A 15,497-nucleotide genomic window follows, 5' to 3' on the forward strand; every position below is an offset into this window, starting at 1 on the left:
GCGTTACGGATCGTCGCCTGTTTGCGACGCGCTCCTCCAAGGAAGATCATGTTGAAATTTGTCGTTCCCGGACTGTTGGTCCTGTCGCTGCTGGCTGCCAGCGCGGCTGTCGCTCAAACGCAGGATGGGCCGATCGTGACGGGTAATCGCTCGGGCGAGACCGCCGATGCGTTGAAGACGCGCGAGGCCATCGCCTATGCACGGCCGTTGCCGCGGGGCGCGCCGAGCGCCGACTATCCGCTGGTGGCGTGGTGCGATGCGCTGGTGACCGGACATGCTGATCTGGGCGAGACGCTGACGTCGCGCGCGCCGGAGGATGTCGAACTGGTGCGTCTGGGGCGTCTGGAAGCCCAGGATTTCCGCAGCGCCCTGGCCGCGGCCGCGCCGCGCCAGTCGGCGGCGTCGAAGGCCGAGGCCGAGCAGGCCGTCGCCGCCGTCAAGGCGCAGTGGGCGCCGCTGATGGCGAACCCGGACGCCGAGGCGCGCAGCCAGTCGTTCGGCCTGTTCTTCGGTCTGCCGGGCCGCTGTGAGCACGCCGCGCGCCGCCTGCGCGACAACATCACCACGCCGCCCGCCACGCTGGAGAGCGTCGGCATCAACTGATCGGTTCGGCGTTTATCCGATAACGGACGGCGGCTTGAGTTCGGCTCAAGCCGCCGTTTCGCGTCTGGCGGCGTAGGGATCGTAGTTGAGGATGGGGGCCAGCCAGCGTTCGGCGGTGGCGACGTCCCAGCCCTTGCGGCGGGCGTAGTCCTCGACCTGGTCCAGATCGATCTTGCCGACGCCGAAATAGTGGCTGCCCGGATGGCCGAAGTAGAGGCCCGAAACCGAGGCTGGCGGCGTCATGGCGTAGCTCTCGGTCAGGGCCATGCCGGCGTTGTCTTCGGCCTGTAGCAGGCGGAACAGGGTGGCCTTTTCCGTGTGGTCGGGCTGGGCCGGATAGCCGGGGGCGGGGCGGATGCCCTGGTACTGTTCGGCGATCAGCGCGTCGATGTCGGTCGTTTCGTCGGCGGCGTAGCCCCAGAGCTGGGTGCGGACTTCCTTGTGCAGTCGCTCGGCGAAGGCCTCGGCCAGGCGGTCGGCCAGGGCGGTGGCGAGAATGGCGGAATAGTCGTCGCCGGCGTCCTTGAACCGTTTGGCGATCTCCAACTCGCCGTGACCGGCGGTGACGGCGAAGGCGCCGATATAGTCGTCGCCCTTCTCAGCGATGAAATCGGACAGGGCCAGGTTCGGCTTGCCGTTCGACTTCTTGATCTGCTGGCGCAGGGTGTGGAAGCGGGCGATCTCGGCGTCGCGGTTTTCATCGGCGAAGACGATGACATCGTCGCCGTTGGCGCGGGCCGGCCAGAAGCCGACGACGCCCTTGGCCGTGAACCACTTCTCGTCGATGATCCGCTTCAGCATGACTTGCGCGTCGGCGAACAGATCGCGGGCGGCCTGACCCACGATTTCGTCGTCCAGGATCAGCGGATAGCGACCGATCAACTCCCAACTGGCGAAGAAGGGCGTCCAATCGATGTGGTCGGCCAGGTCCTGGAGGTCCCACGTGTCGAACGCCTTCACGCCGAGGAAGGACGGCTTGCCGGGCATGGGCTGGGCGGGGTCTAGCTTGAAGCGGTTCTCGCGCGCCTGATCCAGGGTGGCGCGGGCCTTCACCTCCTGGCCGCGGGCGTATTGCTCGCGGATGCGGATGTATTCGTCGCGGGTGGCGGCCTCGTTCTTGGCGCGGTCGGTCTTTGACAGCAGGCCCGAAACGACGCTGACGGCGCGCGACGCGTCGACGACATAGGTGGTCGAGCCCCGGCGATAGGCGGGTTCGATCTTGACCGCCGTGTGGGTGCGGCTGGTCGTGGCGCCGCCGATCAGCAGAGGGATGTCGAAGCCGCGCCGCTCCATCTCGGCGCCGACGAAGACCATTTCGTCCAGCGACGGCGTGATCAGGCCCGACAGGCCGATGATGTCGACATTGTGAGCCTTGGCCTCGTCCAGGATGCGGTCGGCCGGGACCATGACGCCCAGGTCGATGACCTCATAGTTGTTACATTGCAGCACGACGCCGACGATGTTCTTGCCGATGTCGTGGACGTCCCCCTTGACGGTCGCCATCAGGATTCGACCCGCCTGCTCGCGCGGCTTGCCGGCCTTTTCGGCCTCCATGAAGGGCTCCAGCCAGGCGACGGCCTGTTTCATCACGCGCGCGGACTTCACCACCTGCGGCAGGAACATCTTGCCAGACCCGAACAGGTCGCCGACCACGTTCATCCCGTCCATCAACGGGCCTTCGATGACGTGCAGCGGGCGTTCGGACGCCAGGCGCGCCTCTTCGGTGTCGGCCTCGATGAACTCCGTGATGCCGTTGACCAGGGCGTGTTCGATCCGCTTGCCGACCGGCTGTTCGCGCCATGTCAGATCGACGACGCGGGCCTGGCCCTTTTCGCCCTTGTAGCGGGGCGCCATGTCGACCAGGCGTTCGGTGTTCGAGACATTGGTCCGCTGCGGCCGATTCAGGATCACATCCTCGACCGCCTCGCGCAGTTCGGCGTCGATGTCGTCATAGACCGGCAGGTCGCCGGCGTTGACGATTCCCATGTCCATGCCGGCGTTGATGGCGTGGTACAGGAAGACGCTGTGGATCGCCCGGCGCACCGGCTCATTGCCGCGGAAGCTGAACGAGACGTTCGACACCCCGCCCGAAATGCGGGCGTAGGGCAGGGTGCGTTTGATCTCCCGCGTCGCCTCGATGAAGTCGACGGCGTAGTTGTCATGCTCCTCGATCCCCGTCGCCACGGCGAAGATGTTGGGGTCGAAGATGATGTCCTCGGGTGGGAAGCCGACCTCGTTGACCAGGATGTCATAGGCGCGGGTGCAGATCTCGATCTTGCGGGCGGCGGTGTCGGCCTGGCCCACCTCGTCGAAGGCCATGACCACGACGGCGGCGCCGTAGCGCAGGCATTTGATCGCGTGATCGCGGAAGGCCTGCTCGCCCTCCTTCATGCTGATCGAGTTGACGATGGGTTTGCCCTGGACGCACTTCAGGCCCGCCTCGATCACCTCCCACTTGGAACTGTCGATCATCACTGGGACGCGGGCGATGTCGGGCTCGGCCGCGATCAGGTTCAGGAAGGTCCGCATGGCGACGACGCCGTCCAGCAGCCCCTCGTCCATGTTGACGTCGATGATCTGGGCGCCGGCGTCGACCTGCTGGCGGGCGACGTCCAGCGCCGCCGAATAGTCGCCCTCGACCACCAGTTTGCGGAATTTGGCCGAGCCGGTGACGTTGGTCCGTTCGCCGACGTTGATGAAGGTGGGACGCATCTAGATCCTCCCACGCGCAGCGGGGGAGGGGGACCGCGCGAAGCGTGGTGGAGGGGGCGGAAGCAAGCGCGATGTCTCAAAGAAGGAAGGAATGGGCTGTGTGAACCGGCCAACGGGGCGCGCGTGTTCACCCCCTCCACCACTTCGTGGTCCCCCTCCCCCGCAAAGGGGCGGGGGAGGATTATTCGACGCGGCCATCACGCCACCATCTCGAACGGTTCAAGCCCCGATAGCCGCAAGGCCACGGGCCGTGCCGGGATGGCGCGCGGCTTCAGCGGCGCGACCTCTTCGGCGACGTGACGAATGTGATCCGGCGTCGTGCCGCAACAGCCGCCGACGATGTTGACGAGGCCGGAGGCGGCCCATTCCTCGATGAAGTGGGCGGTCTCGTGCGGCTCCTCGTCGTACTGACCCATGGCGTTGGGCAGGCCGGCGTTGGGATAGGCGGCGACAAGGGTGTCGGCGACACGGCTCAGCTCGGCGATGAAGGGGCGCATCAGGTCGGCGCCCAGGGCGCAGTTGAAGCCGACGGCGAAGGGTTTGGCGTGGCGCACGCTGTTCCAGAAGGCCTCGGCCGTCTGGCCCGACAGGGTGCGGCCCGAGCGGTCGGTGATGGTGCCGCTGATCCAGATGGGCAGGGCGTCTAGTCCCTCGTCTTCCAGATCCTTGATCGCCTTGATCGCGGCCTTGCAGTTCAGCGTGTCGGTGATGGTTTCGATCAGATAGAGATCGACGCCGCCTTCGTTCAGCGCCTTCACCTGATGGCGATAGGCCTCATAGACCTGGTCGAAGGTCACGCTGCGGGCGCCGGGGTCGTTCACGTCGGACGACATCGACAGCATCTTGTTCAGCGGGCCGATCGAACCGGCGGCGAAGCGGGGCTTGTGCGGCTCTTTTTCCGTCCAGCGGTCGGCGGCGGCGCGGGCCAGTTTTGCGCCTTCCAGATTGATGTCCCACACCGCCTGGGCGTCCAGGGCGTAGTCCTCCTGGGCGATGGTGGTGCCGGAGAAGGTGTTGGTCTCGGAGATGTCGGCGCCGGCGGCGAAATACTGGTCGTGCAGGTCGGCGATGACATCGGGCCTGGTGATGCAGAGGATGTCGTTATTCCCCTTCATCTGGTGCTTTTCGTTATAGCCGTTGGCGGCGACGAAGCGGTCGGCGCGGAAATCGGCCTCGTCCAGCCCGCGACGCTGGATCATCACGCCCCAACTGCCGTCGAGGACCAGGATGCGTTCTTTGGCCGCCTGATGCAGGGCGGCGATGCGTTCTGCGCGGGTCATTGCGCTGCCGCCGTCTCACGCACGCCCAACACGCGACAGATCGCATAGACCAGGTCGGCGCGGTTCAGGGTGTAGAAGTGGAAGTCCGAGAAGCCCTCTTCCTGCAGACGCGCGCAAGTCTCGGCGGCGACGGAAGCGGCCAGCAGTTTGCGGGTTTCGGGATCGTCGTCCAGTCCGTCGAAATGCGCCTTCAGCCAGTCGGGGATGCTGGCGCCGCACGCGCCGCACATCCGCTTCAGGCCTGCGAAGTTCGACACCGGCATGACGCCGGGGATCAGGGGGATGGTGACGCCCGCCGCGCGCACCCGGTCGCGGAACCGCAGGAAGGCGTCGATGTCGAAGAAGAATTGGCTGACGGCGCGAGTGGCTCCGGCGTCGACCTTGGCCTTCAGCACCTCGATGTCGTGATCGATGGAGGGGCTTTCGGGATGGCGCTCGGGATAGGCGCCGACCGTGACGTCGAACCCGCCGATGCGGTTGATGGCGGCGGTCAGTTCGGTGGCGTTGGCGTAGCCGTCGGCGCGCGGCTGATAGACGCCGCCGATGCCAGCGCCACCGGGGGGATCGCCGCGCAGCGCCACGATGTGATCGACGCCGATGGTCTTGTAGCCTTCGATGACCTCATCGACCTCGTCACGGCTGGCCTCGACGCAGGTCAGGTGGGCGGCAGGGCGCAGCGAAGTTTCCGTGATAATGCGCTGGACCGTGCGGTGCGTCCGCTCGCGGGTTGAACCGCCGGCGCCGTAGGTAACCGAGACGAAGGCGGGGTTGAGAGGCTCCAGACGGCGGATCGCCTTCCACAGGTTGGCCTCGGCCTCATCGGTCTTGGGCGGAAAGAATTCGAACGAAACGCGCACGGCGTCGCGGTTCGATCCGGCGCGGGCCACCGGGCCAAGCGGCGACAGCAGCAGGGCGCGGGCGTCGGCCAGGTTGAGGGAGGCGGAGGAGGCCATCAGGCGGTCTTTCTGTCCTGGACGCGGCGTTCCGCCGTCCAGATGGTCACGGTCAGGCCCTCGGCGTCGTGGGGCAGGGCGATGGGGGCCGATGGCGTCAGGCCGCCGTCGAGCAGCCAGCCGTTGATCTCGCTGTCGGCGAAGCCGAGGCGCCGATGCTGATGCGCCTCACGCATATGTTCGAAGTCATGCGGGGCGAAGTCGATGATGACCAGGCGACCGCCCGGGCTGACCAGACGCGAGGCCTCGGCGACGGCGGCGGACGGATCGGACAGGTAGTGCAGCACCTGATGGACGATCACCAGATCGGCGCTGGCGGCGGGAAGGCGGGTGGCGAAGATATCGCCGTGTCGCAGTTCGACCTGCTCCACGCCCGCCTTGGTAACGTTGGTGCGGGCGATGTTCAGCATGTTCTGGCTGAGGTCCAGCCCGACTGACATCTTGGCCTTCTTGCCGAACAGGGTCAGCATCCGGCCCGAACCTGTGCCCAGATCGACGACCCGTTCGAAGGGCCCGGGACCCACAGCCTGTTCCAGCGCCGCCTCGACAGCGCTTTCGCTGACGTAGAGCGAACGCAGGCGGTCCCACTGGGGCGCGACCTGTTCAAAATAGCTGGCGGCGGCTTCCTCGCGGTCCTTGCGGACCTCGTCCAGACGCCGATGATCGGCCTCGCCGGCATCCTCGGCCAGGATGTCCAGCACCGTGTCGATCAACCGGCGCGCCTGGGCGTCGTGCGACAGGCGGTAATAGACGCGGGCGCCGTCGGGAAAGCGTTCGATCAGTCCGGCGTCGGTCATCAACTTCAGATGGCGCGACACCCGAGGTTGGCTCTGGTCCAGAATGCGGGACATTTCCATGACCGACAACTCTTCGCCCGCCAGCAGCGACAAAAGGCGCAAACGGGTGGGTTCGCCGGCGGCGCGGAGGGCTTCAACAGTCTGATCGGCGGACAAACTCATATGCTCATATAAAGATATCCTTATATGATTTGGCAAGTGAAATCGGTTTCTTGGAAACGCATCGACGGGAATGGTTCGTGCGCGCGTTAAAGCCAGCAGACCCGTCTTGGAGTGATCTCATGCGTAGCCTGTTCATCGCCGCTCTTGCTGTCGCCGCTGCCGGTCCGGCGTTGGCCCAGAGCGACTTTCCCGAGGCGCCGGCCGCTGAAATGTCAGGGCGGCCTATGGGCGGTCAGATGCGGCCGCCGGAGCGCGAAAACCTGGCCCAGATGCAGGCGCGCATGACCCAGATGTTCAATCGTCTGGACGCCAATGAAGACGGCGTGGTCGATGCCAGCGAATTGGCCAATGCACGCGGCGGTCGGATGCTGGCGCGCTTCGACGCCGATGCGGACGGACGCATTACTCGCGAGGAATTCGATGTGGGCCTCGCCGCCGCCTTCAAGGCGATGGACAAGAACGGCGACGGCGTGGTGACGGCGGACGAGCGGCCGCAGCGTCCCCGCTGAAGTCAGACGACGGGCGTCTTCAGCGGCCCGCCCGCGAAATGCGCCTGAAGATTTTCGATCAGCAGCATCAGCATGCCCTGCACTCCGGCGGTCGTGGCCCCGGCGGTGTGGGGCGTCAGAATGACATTGGGAACGTCGGCCCAGCGGGCTGGATCTGTCGGCTCCTCGATGAAGACATCCAGGGCCGCCTGACCCAATGTCCCTGATCTCAGTGCGGCGATCAGGGCGTCCTCGTCCACGACCTGACCGCGCGAGACGTTGACCAGCAGGCCGTCGGGGCCGAGCGCCTCGATGATGTCCCGCGAAATCAGGCCGCGATTGGTCTCGTCCGCCTTGCAGGCGACGACCAGGATGTCGCTGGCCTTGGCGAGCGCCAGCAGGCTGTCGGCGCGCGGCCATTTGGCGTCATGGGGACGTGGCCCCCACCAACTGACCGCCATGCGGAAGGCCTCGGCGCGGTCGGCGACGGCCTTGCCGATGTGGCCCAAGCCGACGATGCCCAGCTTCTGTCCGGCGAGCGACGTCGTGATGGTGCGGGTCTCGAAGGTCCAGCCGCCAGCGCGGACCTGACGGTCGCCCGAGGCGATCTGGCGACGCGCGGCCAGGATTAGGCCCAGGGCGTGATCGGCGACATCTTCGTGATTGACGCCTGGCGCGTGGGTGACGGGCAGGCCGCGCTGGCGGCACCAGTCGATGTCGATCCCGTCATAGCCGGAGGTGAAACAGGCGATCAGGTCGAGATTGGGCAGGCGTTCGATCAGCGCCGTGTCCAGCGGCGCCTCGCCGGCGACGACCATGAGGCGGATGTCGTGGGCGGCCTCGATCGGCGGGCCTTCCCAGAAGCGATAGACGTCGTAGGCGCTCTCCAGAAATCCCGAGAGCGGGGCGAGATGCCGCTGCATGATGAGAACGGCGGGGCGTTGGGTCATGGGCGAACCTCGACGAGGTGGACGCCTTCAGACAGGCATCGCTCGATTTGAGGCCATTTCGGGTCAAGCCAATCGATCAGCGCACGTCGGGTCGCATTTCCCAAACGAAGCCAGACGACCTGTGGGCCTGATCGACGGTCCGCCGCCCATATCGCGAAATCGCGATCCTTGGTCAGGATGACCCGTTCCTCGGTCTTGGCCAGAGACCAGATCGCCTGATCGGTCGCGTTGACGGTCAGAATTTCTGAAACATGATCCGCCGCGTGTCCCTTCGCTCGTAACCAATCGGTCAGGGCGAGGGGCAGTTGAGCGTCCACGACGAAGTTCACGCGGCGATTACGCCGGTGTCGCCGATGCTGGCTGCGGCGTATGCGAGGCTGGCGCGGATATCGTCTGCTTCAAGGTAGGGAAAATCCGCCAGGATCTCCTCGGCGCTCGATCCGCCGGCCAGCATGTCCAGCACGTCCTGCACACGGATACGCATGCCCCGTATGCAGGGGCGGCCTCCGCATTGGGCGGGGTCGATAGTGATGCGGGACAGAAGATCGTTCATGTCCCGCATCCTATCACAGTTCGATCAGCGGCCGAACTTCTGGTGCTGGATGCGCTTGGGAATGATGCTGTCGGCGCCCAGGCGACGCATCTTGTCCTGTTCGTAGGCTTCGAAGTTGCCCTCGAACCATTCCACATGGCCGTCGCCCTCGAAGGCGAGGATGTGGGTGGCCAGGCGGTCGAGGAACCAGCGGTCGTGGGAGATGACCACGGCGCAGCCCGCGAACTCTTCCAGAGCCTCTTCGAGGTTCTGCAGCGTTTCGATGTCAAGGTCGTTGGTCGGTTCGTCGAGCAGGATCAGATTGCCGCCCGAAGCCAGGGTCTTGGCCAGGTGGACGCGGTTGCGCTCACCGCCGGACAGCTGGCCGACCTTCTTCTGCTGATCGCCGCCCTTGAAGTTGAAGCTGCCGACATAGGCGCGGGTGTTGATCTCGCGCTTGCCGACCATCATCACGTCGGTGCCGCCCGAGATGGCCTGCCAGATGGTTTCGTCCGGCTTCAGGTCGTCGCGCGACTGGTCGACATAGGCCAGCTTGACGGTCTCGCCGACGCGGATCGAACCGCCGTCTGGCTGTTCCTGGCCGGTGATCAGCTTGAACATGGTCGACTTGCCGGCGCCGTTCGGGCCGATGACGCCGACGATGCCGTTGGGCGGCAGTTTGAAGGTCAGGTTGTCGAACAGGGTCTTGTCGCCGAACGACTTCTGCAGACCCTCGACTTCCAGAACGACGTTGCCGAGGCGCGGTCCGGGCGGGATCTGGATGTGGGCGTGCGTCTGGGCGCCGCGCATCGATTCCTGTTCCTCGACCATCCGCTCGTAGGCGGCCAGACGGGCCTTGGACTTGGCCTGACGGGCCTTGGCGCCCGAACGGACCCATTCCAGCTCGCGGGTGAGGGCGCGCTGACGCGCTTCGGATTCCGACTGTTCCTGAACGACGCGCTTCTGCTTGGCCTCCAGCCACGAGGAATAGTTGCCCTCGTGCGGGTGACCCTTGCCGCGGTCCAGCTCCAGCGTCCACTTGGTGACCTGATCCAGGAAGTAGCGGTCGTGGGTGACCAGGATGACGCAGCCGGGGAAGTTTTCCAGGTGGTGCTGCAGCCAGGCGACGGATTCGGCATCCAGGTGGTTGGTCGGTTCGTCCATCAACAACATGTCGGGCTTGGACAGCAGCAGCCGGGCCAGGGCCACGCGGCGCTTCTCACCGCCGGACAGGTTGGTGACTTCCCAGTCGTCGGGGGGGCAGCGCAGGGCGCCCATGGCCTGGTCGATCCGGGCGTCGATGTCCCAGACGTCGCCGGCGTCGATCTTTTCCTGAAGGGAGGTCATCTCCTCCATCAGTTCGTCGGTGTAGTTCTCGCCCAGTTCGGCGGCGACTTCATTGAAGCGGTTGACCCATTGCTTCTCTTCGCACCAAGCCTCGACGTTCTGGCGCACGTTAAGAGCCGGATCGAGCTGGGGCTCCTGCTCCAGATAGCCGCGCTTGATGCCCTCGGCCGCGCGGGCCTCGCCGTTGAACTCGTTGTCCAGGCCGGCCATGATCTTCAGCAGGGTGGACTTACCCGAACCGTTGACGCCGACGACGCCGATCTTGGCGTCGTTGTAGAAGCTGAGCCAGATGTTCTCGAAGATCTTGCGGCCGCCGGGGAAGGTCTTGGTCAGACCCTGCATCTGGAAAATATATTGCTGCGCCATGAGGTGCGGTGCGCCCTTCGGGTTTCGTCGGATTGGGAGGTTTGGCCGGATGTAGCGATCCTGCGCGAGAAGGGCAAATATGGCGGGCAGGCGGCCGGACGGAACGGCTGTAAAGCTTGTCCGTTGATGACAGTCACACGCCTTGATCCGGCCCGAAACCGGGTGCGGAATGGCGTCATTCTACGCTTGCCAGTCTCGGATGCCCCAGTCTCGGATGCCCATGAAGACCCGATCGATCGTGCTCGCCGCCGCCTTCGCCCTGTCGGCATGCGGCAATCCCTCGAACTCCAAGGCGCAGGAGGGCGAGTTCGCCCAGCCGACACGCACCGCCCCGGCCGATGCGGCGGGGATGAAGTCCAGCTTCGCGCCCGTGGTGCGATCTGCCGCGCCGGCCGTGGTCAATATCTCAGCGCGCAGCGTGCAGCGGGTGCAGGCCGATCCCTTCTTCCAATTCTTCGGCGGCGGCATTCCCCAGGCGCGGGTGGCCGAGTCAGTGGGCTCCGGCGTCATCGTCCGTTCGGACGGGATCGTGGTGACCAATAACCACGTCATCGACGGCGCCCAGCAGATCAAGGTCGTGCTGAACGACCGGCGAGAGTTTCCGGCAACCGTCATCCTGGCCGACGAGCGCAGCGATATCGCCGTGCTGAGGCTGGAAAACGTCAGCGACCGCCTGCCGGTCCTGGCCATCGACGATCAGGAAGAGCAGCAGGTCGGCGATCTGGTCCTGGCCATCGGCAATCCGTTCGGCGTGGGCCAGACGGTGACGAACGGCATCATTTCGGCCCTGAATCGGACCGAGACCGGCATTTCCGACAGCGGGTCCTTCATCCAGACCGACGCGGCCATCAACCCCGGCAACTCGGGCGGGGCGCTGGTGGACATGGACGGCGACCTGATCGGCATCAACACCGCCATCTTCTCACGCTCGGGCTCCTCGGCCGGGGTCGGGTTCGCGGTGCCGGCGGCCATGGTCAAGCGGGTCGTCGATAGCGCGCTGGGCGGGGCGACGGCCGTGGTTCGGCCATGGCTGGGCGTGAAGGGCGACACCGTTACCGGCGACATCGCCGGCAGCCTGGGCCTGAGCCGGCCACAGGGACTGGTCGTCACCGACGTCTACGCCAACGGCCCGGCCGCCCGCGCCGGCATTCGTCAGGGCGACGTCATCACCGCCGTCGATGGTCAGGAGATCAACGACCAGAACGGGCTGAACTATCGCGTCGGCTCGCGCAATCCGAACGATCAGGTGCAGGTGTCCATCCTTCGCGATGGTCGGGCGCAGACGCTGACCGCGCGGGTTCAGACCCTGCCGGGCGACGCCGATCCCAAGCAGGGGGTGACGATCCAGTCCGGCCCCTTCGCCGGCGCCGAGGTCGTGGCGCTCAGCCCCGCTCTGGCGGACCGCCTGGGCGGCGATCCGTTCGCAACGGGCGTCATCGTGACCGGCGTGTCCGGCCGCGGCTATGCGGCGCGCGCGGGCTTCCGCCAGAACGACCTGATCGTCAGCATCAATGGCCGCGCCATCGGCTCGGCCCGCGATGTCGAGGCTGCCAGTTCCGGTCGCGGCCCATGGGAGGTCGTCGTCAACCGTGGCGGCCGTCAGATCCGCGGCGTGCTGCGATAGGTCGTCAGGCCTTCGTCGGCCCGCCGATGGACCAGGTGTGGCCGAAGGGGTCGCGCAGGACGCCGTAGCGGTCGCCCCAGAACTGATCGGCCATGTCCAGAACGGGTTCGGCGCCGCCGACGGTCATGGCGCGGGTCCACCAGGCGTCGGGATCGGCGACCTGAAGGTGCAGGGTCACTCCGGCCGGGCGGACATCCTGCGAGCCGCCGTATTCCGGAAACTCGTCATTCAACATGACGCTGGCGCCGTTGATCCGCAGGTGGGCATGCATCAGCCGATCGCCGTCGTCCGCGAGACGGCGATCCAGAACCTCGGCACCGAAGGCGATGATGTAGAAGTCGATCGCCGCAGAGGCCCCGCGCGACGGGATGGTCAGGTGCGGCGTCACGCCGGAAGTCGGACCCTGGTTCGGATTGGCGTCGGTCATGGGGCGTTCTCCGTGGCGGTTCGCCATACTAACGCGTGAAAAGCCTTTGGCGAACGCCTACATAGGTCGCACCCATGAGCGACCTGTTCGAAGCTTCCGGCATTCTGCCCCCCGACGCCCCCTTGGCCGACCGCCTGCGTCCGCGCACGCTGGACGAGGTGGTGGGGCAGGATCATCTGCTGGGGTCAGGCGGGCCGATCCGGCGCATGATCGAGGCCGGGCGGTTGGGCTCGATGATCCTGTGGGGACCGCCGGGGACGGGCAAGACCACGATTGCGCGGCTGCTGGCGCAGGCGGCGGGATACGAATATCAGGCGATTAGCGCGGTGTTTTCGGGCGTCGCCGACTTGAAGAAGGCGTTCGAGGCGGCACGGATGCGGCGTGCGGCGGGACAGAGCACGCTGCTGTTCGTGGACGAGATCCACCGTTTCAACCGCGCTCAGCAGGACGGGTTTTTGCCGTTCGTCGAGGCGGGGGTGGTGACCTTGGTCGGGGCCACGACCGAGAACCCCAGCTTCGAGCTGAACGGCGCCTTGCTGTCGCGCAGTCAGGTCTATGTGCTGAAGCGGCTGGACGATGCTGCCTTGGATCAGCTGCTGAGCCGGGCCGAGACGCATATGGACCGGACCCTGCCGCTGACGCCGGAAGCGCGGCAGGCGATGCTGGCCCTAGCCGACGGCGACGGGCGGTATCTGCTGACCATGTCGGAGGTGCTGTTCGACCTGCCTGAGGGCGAAAAGCTGGACGTTCAGGGGCTGGCGGGCGTGCTGCAACGCCGGGCGCCCGCCTACGACAAGAGCCGAGAAGAACACTACAACCTCATATCCGCCCTGCATAAATCGGTTCGGGGCTCCGATCCCGACGCGGCGCTCTATTGGCTGGCGCGCATGCTGAACGGGGGGGAGGATCCGCTGTATCTGGCGCGGCGGATCGTGCGGATGGCGGTCGAGGACATCGGCGAGGCCGATCCGCTATCGATCTTGGTCGCCAACGCGGCCAAGGACACCTACGATTTCCTGGGCAGTCCCGAGGGTGAACTGGCCTTGGCTCAGGCGGTGGTTCACCTGGCCACGGCGCCCAAGTCGGTCGGGGTCTATGAGGCGTTCAAGGCGGCCAAGAAGGCGGCCTATGAGACAGGGTCGCTTATGCCGCCCGCCCATATCCGCAACGCCCCGACCAAGCTGATGAAGTCGCTGGGGTACGGCAAGGGCTATCAATACGACCCCGACACGCCCGAGGGCTTCTCCGGCGCGAACTTCTTCCCCGACGAGATGGACCGTCGCACCTTCTACAAGCCCAAAGGCGAAGGGCACGAGGAGAAGGTCAAGGCGCGTTTGGAGCGCTGGGCCGAGATGCGAGCACGGCTGGGGGCGGACGCGTCCGGCGACTGACTGAACCCTGTTCATTGTCGCCAGTTGATAAGGGGGTTAGCGTTCCGGCCTGACATCCTTGGGAGGGGACGATGATCGAGACGGTGAAAACGCCCTGGCATCTGTGGCTGGTGGGCGTGTTGTCTTTGTTATGGAATGGGTTCGGCGCGTTCGACTTCATCCAGACCACGACGCGGGATGAGGCCTATATGAGGGCGGCGGGTTTCGACGACGCCATGGTCGCCTATTACGAGGCCATGCCCGGCTGGATGTGTGTGCCGTGGACGCTGGGGGTCTGGGGTGCGGTGATCGGTTCGGTGATGCTGCTTTTGCGCCGGCGTTGGGCGGTTCCGGCCTTCGGTCTGTCGCTGCTGGGCGCGTTGATCAGCCTGATCTATGGCAAGTTGATCGATCCTCCGCCGCCGGCGCCGCCCGAACTGGCGGCCATGAGCTGGATGCCGATCGTCATCGTGCTGATTGCGGTTCTACTGTTTGGTTATGCGTTCAATATGCGCAAACGCGGCGTGCTGCGCTGATGGGCTGACGCAGGGCGCGCCGTCGCGTATGGACGCGCTGTGACCCGCGTTCCTGCCGATCTATCATCAGATGATATCGCCGCCGTCCGGTCGTGGGTGATCCACGAGGATGCGCACGTCATCGCCTTCTCAAAGCCGCCGGGCCTGTCCAGTCAGGGCGGGCGGATCAAGGCCCATACGCTAGATGACTTGCTTTGGGCGTTCGCGCGTTCGAACGGCAAGCGACCGGAGTTGGTGCATCGGCTGGATCGCGACACCTCGGGCGTGATCTTGGCGGCCAAGACCAAGCCGGCTGCCAGTTTTCTGGGCAAGGCGTTGCAGATGCGGCGTTTCAGGAAACAGTATCTGGCCCTGCTGTCGGCCGCGCCTGATCCCAAGGCGGCGACCATCGACGCGCCGTTGCGCCGCGAGGAGATCGGGCGCGAAAGCTACATGCGGGTCGTCGCCTTTGACGCGCCGGGCGCGCAAGGGTCGCAGAGCCGCTATCGGACCTTGGCCGCAGGACCTGAAGGGGCCGTGGTCGAGCTGGAGCCGCTGACCGGGCGGATGCATCAGCTGCGTGTGCACATGGCCCATATCGGTCGGCCGTTGATCGGGGACGTGCGCTACGGCGGCGCGCTGACCACGCCGGTCGGGCCGGCGCCGCGGCTGATGCTGCATGCCGCCAAACTGACCTTTCCGCATCCGGAGGGCGGGACGACGACCGTCGAAGCGCCGCCGCCCGAGGATTTCGCGACGCTGAGAACGGCGCTGGGTCTTTAGGGCGCGGGCGGTTCAGGGAACGCCGTGCGCGCTTTGGCGCTATGTCGTTGAAAGGATACCTCCGATGAAGCGTCTCGCCCTCGGCCTGACCGGTCTTTCCGCCCTGGCCCTGACCGCCTGCGCCAGCCTGGCGCCCTATGGGGCGCAGATGGGCCCGAACGGGCAGGGGTATTCCGAGCAGCGGATCGAATCCAACCGCTATCGTGTCACCTACAACGGCGTCGGCGCCGCGGGCCGTGTCGCTGATTGGGCGCTGGTGCGCGCTGCCGACTTGACCACCGAACAAGGCTACGACTGGTTCGAGGTGACGCAGAGCTGGACCGACGGGCGGCCGGGAGGCGCAGGCGGCGTCAGCCCGAGCGTTTCCATCGGCGGCGGCAGCAGCCGATATGGCGGCTATTCGGCCTCGGGCGTCGGCGTGGGCGTCGGTCTGAACTTCAGCGGACCGCAGCCGACCTCGACGACGCTGGAAGTCGTTTTGGGACGCGGCCAGAAGCCGGATCGTCCGAACGCCTATGACGCGCGCGCGGTCCAGAGCTCCATCCCGCGCTGACCATCGCTTTCGGCGCGGGCGGCGTATATATCGCC

Annotated in this window: 16 protein-coding genes; 7 read left to right on the top strand and 9 right to left on the bottom strand. The window is 66.1% G+C overall.

The genetic code is table 11. The features are described from left to right. Window positions 1–48: 48 nt before the first annotated feature. Complete coding sequence (locus VH88_RS11775; RefSeq protein ID WP_045811432.1) at window positions 49–603, top strand: hypothetical protein; 555 nt, start codon at window positions 49–51, stop codon at window positions 601–603. A 45-nt stretch (window positions 604–648) separates the two neighbouring features. On the opposite strand, the gene metH is transcribed toward VH88_RS11775, so the two are convergent. From metH to VH88_RS11795, 4 genes are all read right to left on the bottom strand, one after another. After that, window positions 649–3,315: a methionine synthase gene (metH, locus tag VH88_RS11780; RefSeq protein ID WP_082064473.1), complete on the bottom strand. Its 2,667-nt coding sequence runs from the start codon at window positions 3,313–3,315 to the stop codon at window positions 649–651. Between the two features lie 197 nt (window positions 3,316–3,512). Then, the gene (locus VH88_RS11785; RefSeq protein ID WP_045811433.1) at window positions 3,513–4,595 is read right to left on the bottom strand and encodes a homocysteine S-methyltransferase family protein; all 1,083 of its coding nucleotides are present in this window, start codon (window positions 4,593–4,595) and stop codon (window positions 3,513–3,515) included. Then, the gene (gene metF, locus VH88_RS11790; RefSeq protein WP_045811434.1) at window positions 4,592–5,548 is read right to left on the bottom strand and encodes a methylenetetrahydrofolate reductase [NAD(P)H]; all 957 of its coding nucleotides are present in this window, start codon (window positions 5,546–5,548) and stop codon (window positions 4,592–4,594) included. Before metF ends, VH88_RS11785 begins: the two co-directional genes overlap by 4 nt. Then, window positions 5,548–6,507 (bottom strand): metalloregulator ArsR/SmtB family transcription factor, encoded by a 960-nt coding sequence (locus tag VH88_RS11795; RefSeq protein WP_045811435.1) that lies wholly within the window; start codon window positions 6,505–6,507, stop codon window positions 5,548–5,550. Before VH88_RS11795 ends, metF begins: the two co-directional genes overlap by 1 nt. A 119-nt stretch (window positions 6,508–6,626) precedes the next feature. On the opposite strand from VH88_RS11795, the gene VH88_RS11800 reads away from it, so the two are divergent. Next, the gene (locus VH88_RS11800) at window positions 6,627–7,016 is read left to right on the top strand and encodes an EF-hand domain-containing protein (RefSeq protein WP_045811436.1); all 390 of its coding nucleotides are present in this window, start codon (window positions 6,627–6,629) and stop codon (window positions 7,014–7,016) included. 2 nt (window positions 7,017–7,018) lie between these two features. On the opposite strand, the gene VH88_RS11805 is transcribed toward VH88_RS11800, so the two are convergent. The 4 genes from VH88_RS11805 to ettA are packed head-to-tail and all read right to left on the bottom strand — an operon-like array spanning window position 7,019 to window position 10,190. After that, window positions 7,019–7,945, bottom strand: a complete 927-nt coding sequence (locus VH88_RS11805; RefSeq protein ID WP_045811437.1) for a 2-hydroxyacid dehydrogenase — start codon at window positions 7,943–7,945, stop codon at window positions 7,019–7,021. Then, entirely contained in the window at window positions 7,942–8,262 is a 321-nt protein-coding gene (locus VH88_RS11810; protein WP_185224776.1) for a DUF5615 family PIN-like protein, read from the bottom strand. The genes VH88_RS11805 and VH88_RS11810 overlap by 4 nt, the downstream gene beginning before the upstream one ends. Before the next feature lie 8 nt (window positions 8,263–8,270). Then, complete coding sequence (locus tag VH88_RS11815; protein ID WP_045811482.1) at window positions 8,271–8,498, bottom strand: DUF433 domain-containing protein; 228 nt, start codon at window positions 8,496–8,498, stop codon at window positions 8,271–8,273. Between the two features lie 24 nt (window positions 8,499–8,522). Further along, window positions 8,523–10,190 carry an energy-dependent translational throttle protein EttA gene (ettA, locus tag VH88_RS11820; protein ID WP_045811439.1) on the bottom strand — a complete coding sequence of 556 codons (1,668 nt, stop codon included), beginning with the start codon at window positions 10,188–10,190 and terminating at the stop codon, window positions 8,523–8,525. Between the two features lie 220 nt (window positions 10,191–10,410). On the opposite strand from ettA, the gene VH88_RS11825 reads away from it, so the two are divergent. Then, entirely contained in the window at window positions 10,411–11,814 is a 1,404-nt protein-coding gene (locus VH88_RS11825; RefSeq protein ID WP_026108432.1) for a Do family serine endopeptidase, read from the top strand. Window positions 11,815–11,818: 4 nt separating this feature from the next. Here the strand turns inward: VH88_RS11825 and VH88_RS11830 are convergent, their stop codons facing one another. Further along, complete coding sequence (locus VH88_RS11830) at window positions 11,819–12,241, bottom strand: VOC family protein (RefSeq protein ID WP_039247195.1); 423 nt, start codon at window positions 12,239–12,241, stop codon at window positions 11,819–11,821. A gap of 74 nt (window positions 12,242–12,315) precedes the next feature. On the opposite strand from VH88_RS11830, the gene VH88_RS11835 reads away from it, so the two are divergent. The 4 genes from VH88_RS11835 (at window position 12,316) to VH88_RS11850 (ending at window position 15,462) form a co-directional block, all read left to right on the top strand. Then, window positions 12,316–13,632, top strand: coding sequence for a replication-associated recombination protein A (locus VH88_RS11835; RefSeq protein ID WP_045811440.1), 1,317 nt, complete (start codon window positions 12,316–12,318; stop codon window positions 13,630–13,632). Between the two features lie 71 nt (window positions 13,633–13,703). After that, the gene (locus VH88_RS11840) at window positions 13,704–14,147 is read left to right on the top strand and encodes a hypothetical protein (RefSeq protein ID WP_045811441.1); all 444 of its coding nucleotides are present in this window, start codon (window positions 13,704–13,706) and stop codon (window positions 14,145–14,147) included. Between the two features lie 39 nt (window positions 14,148–14,186). Next, window positions 14,187–14,909 (top strand): RluA family pseudouridine synthase, encoded by a 723-nt coding sequence (locus VH88_RS11845; protein WP_045811442.1) that lies wholly within the window; start codon window positions 14,187–14,189, stop codon window positions 14,907–14,909. A gap of 64 nt (window positions 14,910–14,973) precedes the next feature. Then, a complete protein-coding gene (locus VH88_RS11850) occupies window positions 14,974–15,462 on the top strand; it encodes a hypothetical protein (RefSeq protein ID WP_045811443.1) in 489 nt (162 codons plus the stop codon). The last annotated feature ends 35 nt before the right edge of the window (window positions 15,463–15,497 follow it).

This window comes from Brevundimonas sp. KM4 (assembly GCF_000964075.1).
Lineage (GTDB): Bacteria > Pseudomonadota > Alphaproteobacteria > Caulobacterales > Caulobacteraceae > Brevundimonas > Brevundimonas huaxiensis.

What these genes read in the sequence shown, in the direction of transcription:
- VH88_RS11805 (WP_045811437.1), bottom strand. Translation starts at nt 7,945, where the DNA reads ATGACCCAACGCCCCGCCGTTCTCATCATGCAGCGGCATCTCGCCCCG.
- VH88_RS11815 (WP_045811482.1), bottom strand. Translation starts at nt 8,498, where the DNA reads ATGAACGATCTTCTGTCCCGCATCACTATCGACCCCGCCCAATGCGGA.
- VH88_RS11785 (WP_045811433.1), bottom strand. Translation starts at nt 4,595, where the DNA reads ATGACCCGCGCAGAACGCATCGCCGCCCTGCATCAGGCGGCCAAAGAA.
- VH88_RS11775 (WP_045811432.1), top strand. Translation starts at nt 49, where the DNA reads ATGTTGAAATTTGTCGTTCCCGGACTGTTGGTCCTGTCGCTGCTGGCT.
- VH88_RS11825 (WP_026108432.1), top strand. Translation starts at nt 10,411, where the DNA reads ATGAAGACCCGATCGATCGTGCTCGCCGCCGCCTTCGCCCTGTCGGCA.
- VH88_RS11800 (WP_045811436.1), top strand. Translation starts at nt 6,627, where the DNA reads ATGCGTAGCCTGTTCATCGCCGCTCTTGCTGTCGCCGCTGCCGGTCCG.
- VH88_RS11795 (WP_045811435.1), bottom strand. Translation starts at nt 6,507, where the DNA reads ATGAGTTTGTCCGCCGATCAGACTGTTGAAGCCCTCCGCGCCGCCGGC.
- metH (WP_082064473.1), bottom strand. Translation starts at nt 3,315, where the DNA reads ATGCGTCCCACCTTCATCAACGTCGGCGAACGGACCAACGTCACCGGC.
- VH88_RS11850 (WP_045811443.1), top strand. Translation starts at nt 14,974, where the DNA reads ATGAAGCGTCTCGCCCTCGGCCTGACCGGTCTTTCCGCCCTGGCCCTG.
- VH88_RS11840 (WP_045811441.1), top strand. Translation starts at nt 13,704, where the DNA reads ATGATCGAGACGGTGAAAACGCCCTGGCATCTGTGGCTGGTGGGCGTG.
- VH88_RS11835 (WP_045811440.1), top strand. Translation starts at nt 12,316, where the DNA reads ATGAGCGACCTGTTCGAAGCTTCCGGCATTCTGCCCCCCGACGCCCCC.
- metF (WP_045811434.1), bottom strand. Translation starts at nt 5,548, where the DNA reads ATGGCCTCCTCCGCCTCCCTCAACCTGGCCGACGCCCGCGCCCTGCTG.
- ettA (WP_045811439.1), bottom strand. Translation starts at nt 10,190, where the DNA reads ATGGCGCAGCAATATATTTTCCAGATGCAGGGTCTGACCAAGACCTTC.
- VH88_RS11830 (WP_039247195.1), bottom strand. Translation starts at nt 12,241, where the DNA reads ATGACCGACGCCAATCCGAACCAGGGTCCGACTTCCGGCGTGACGCCG.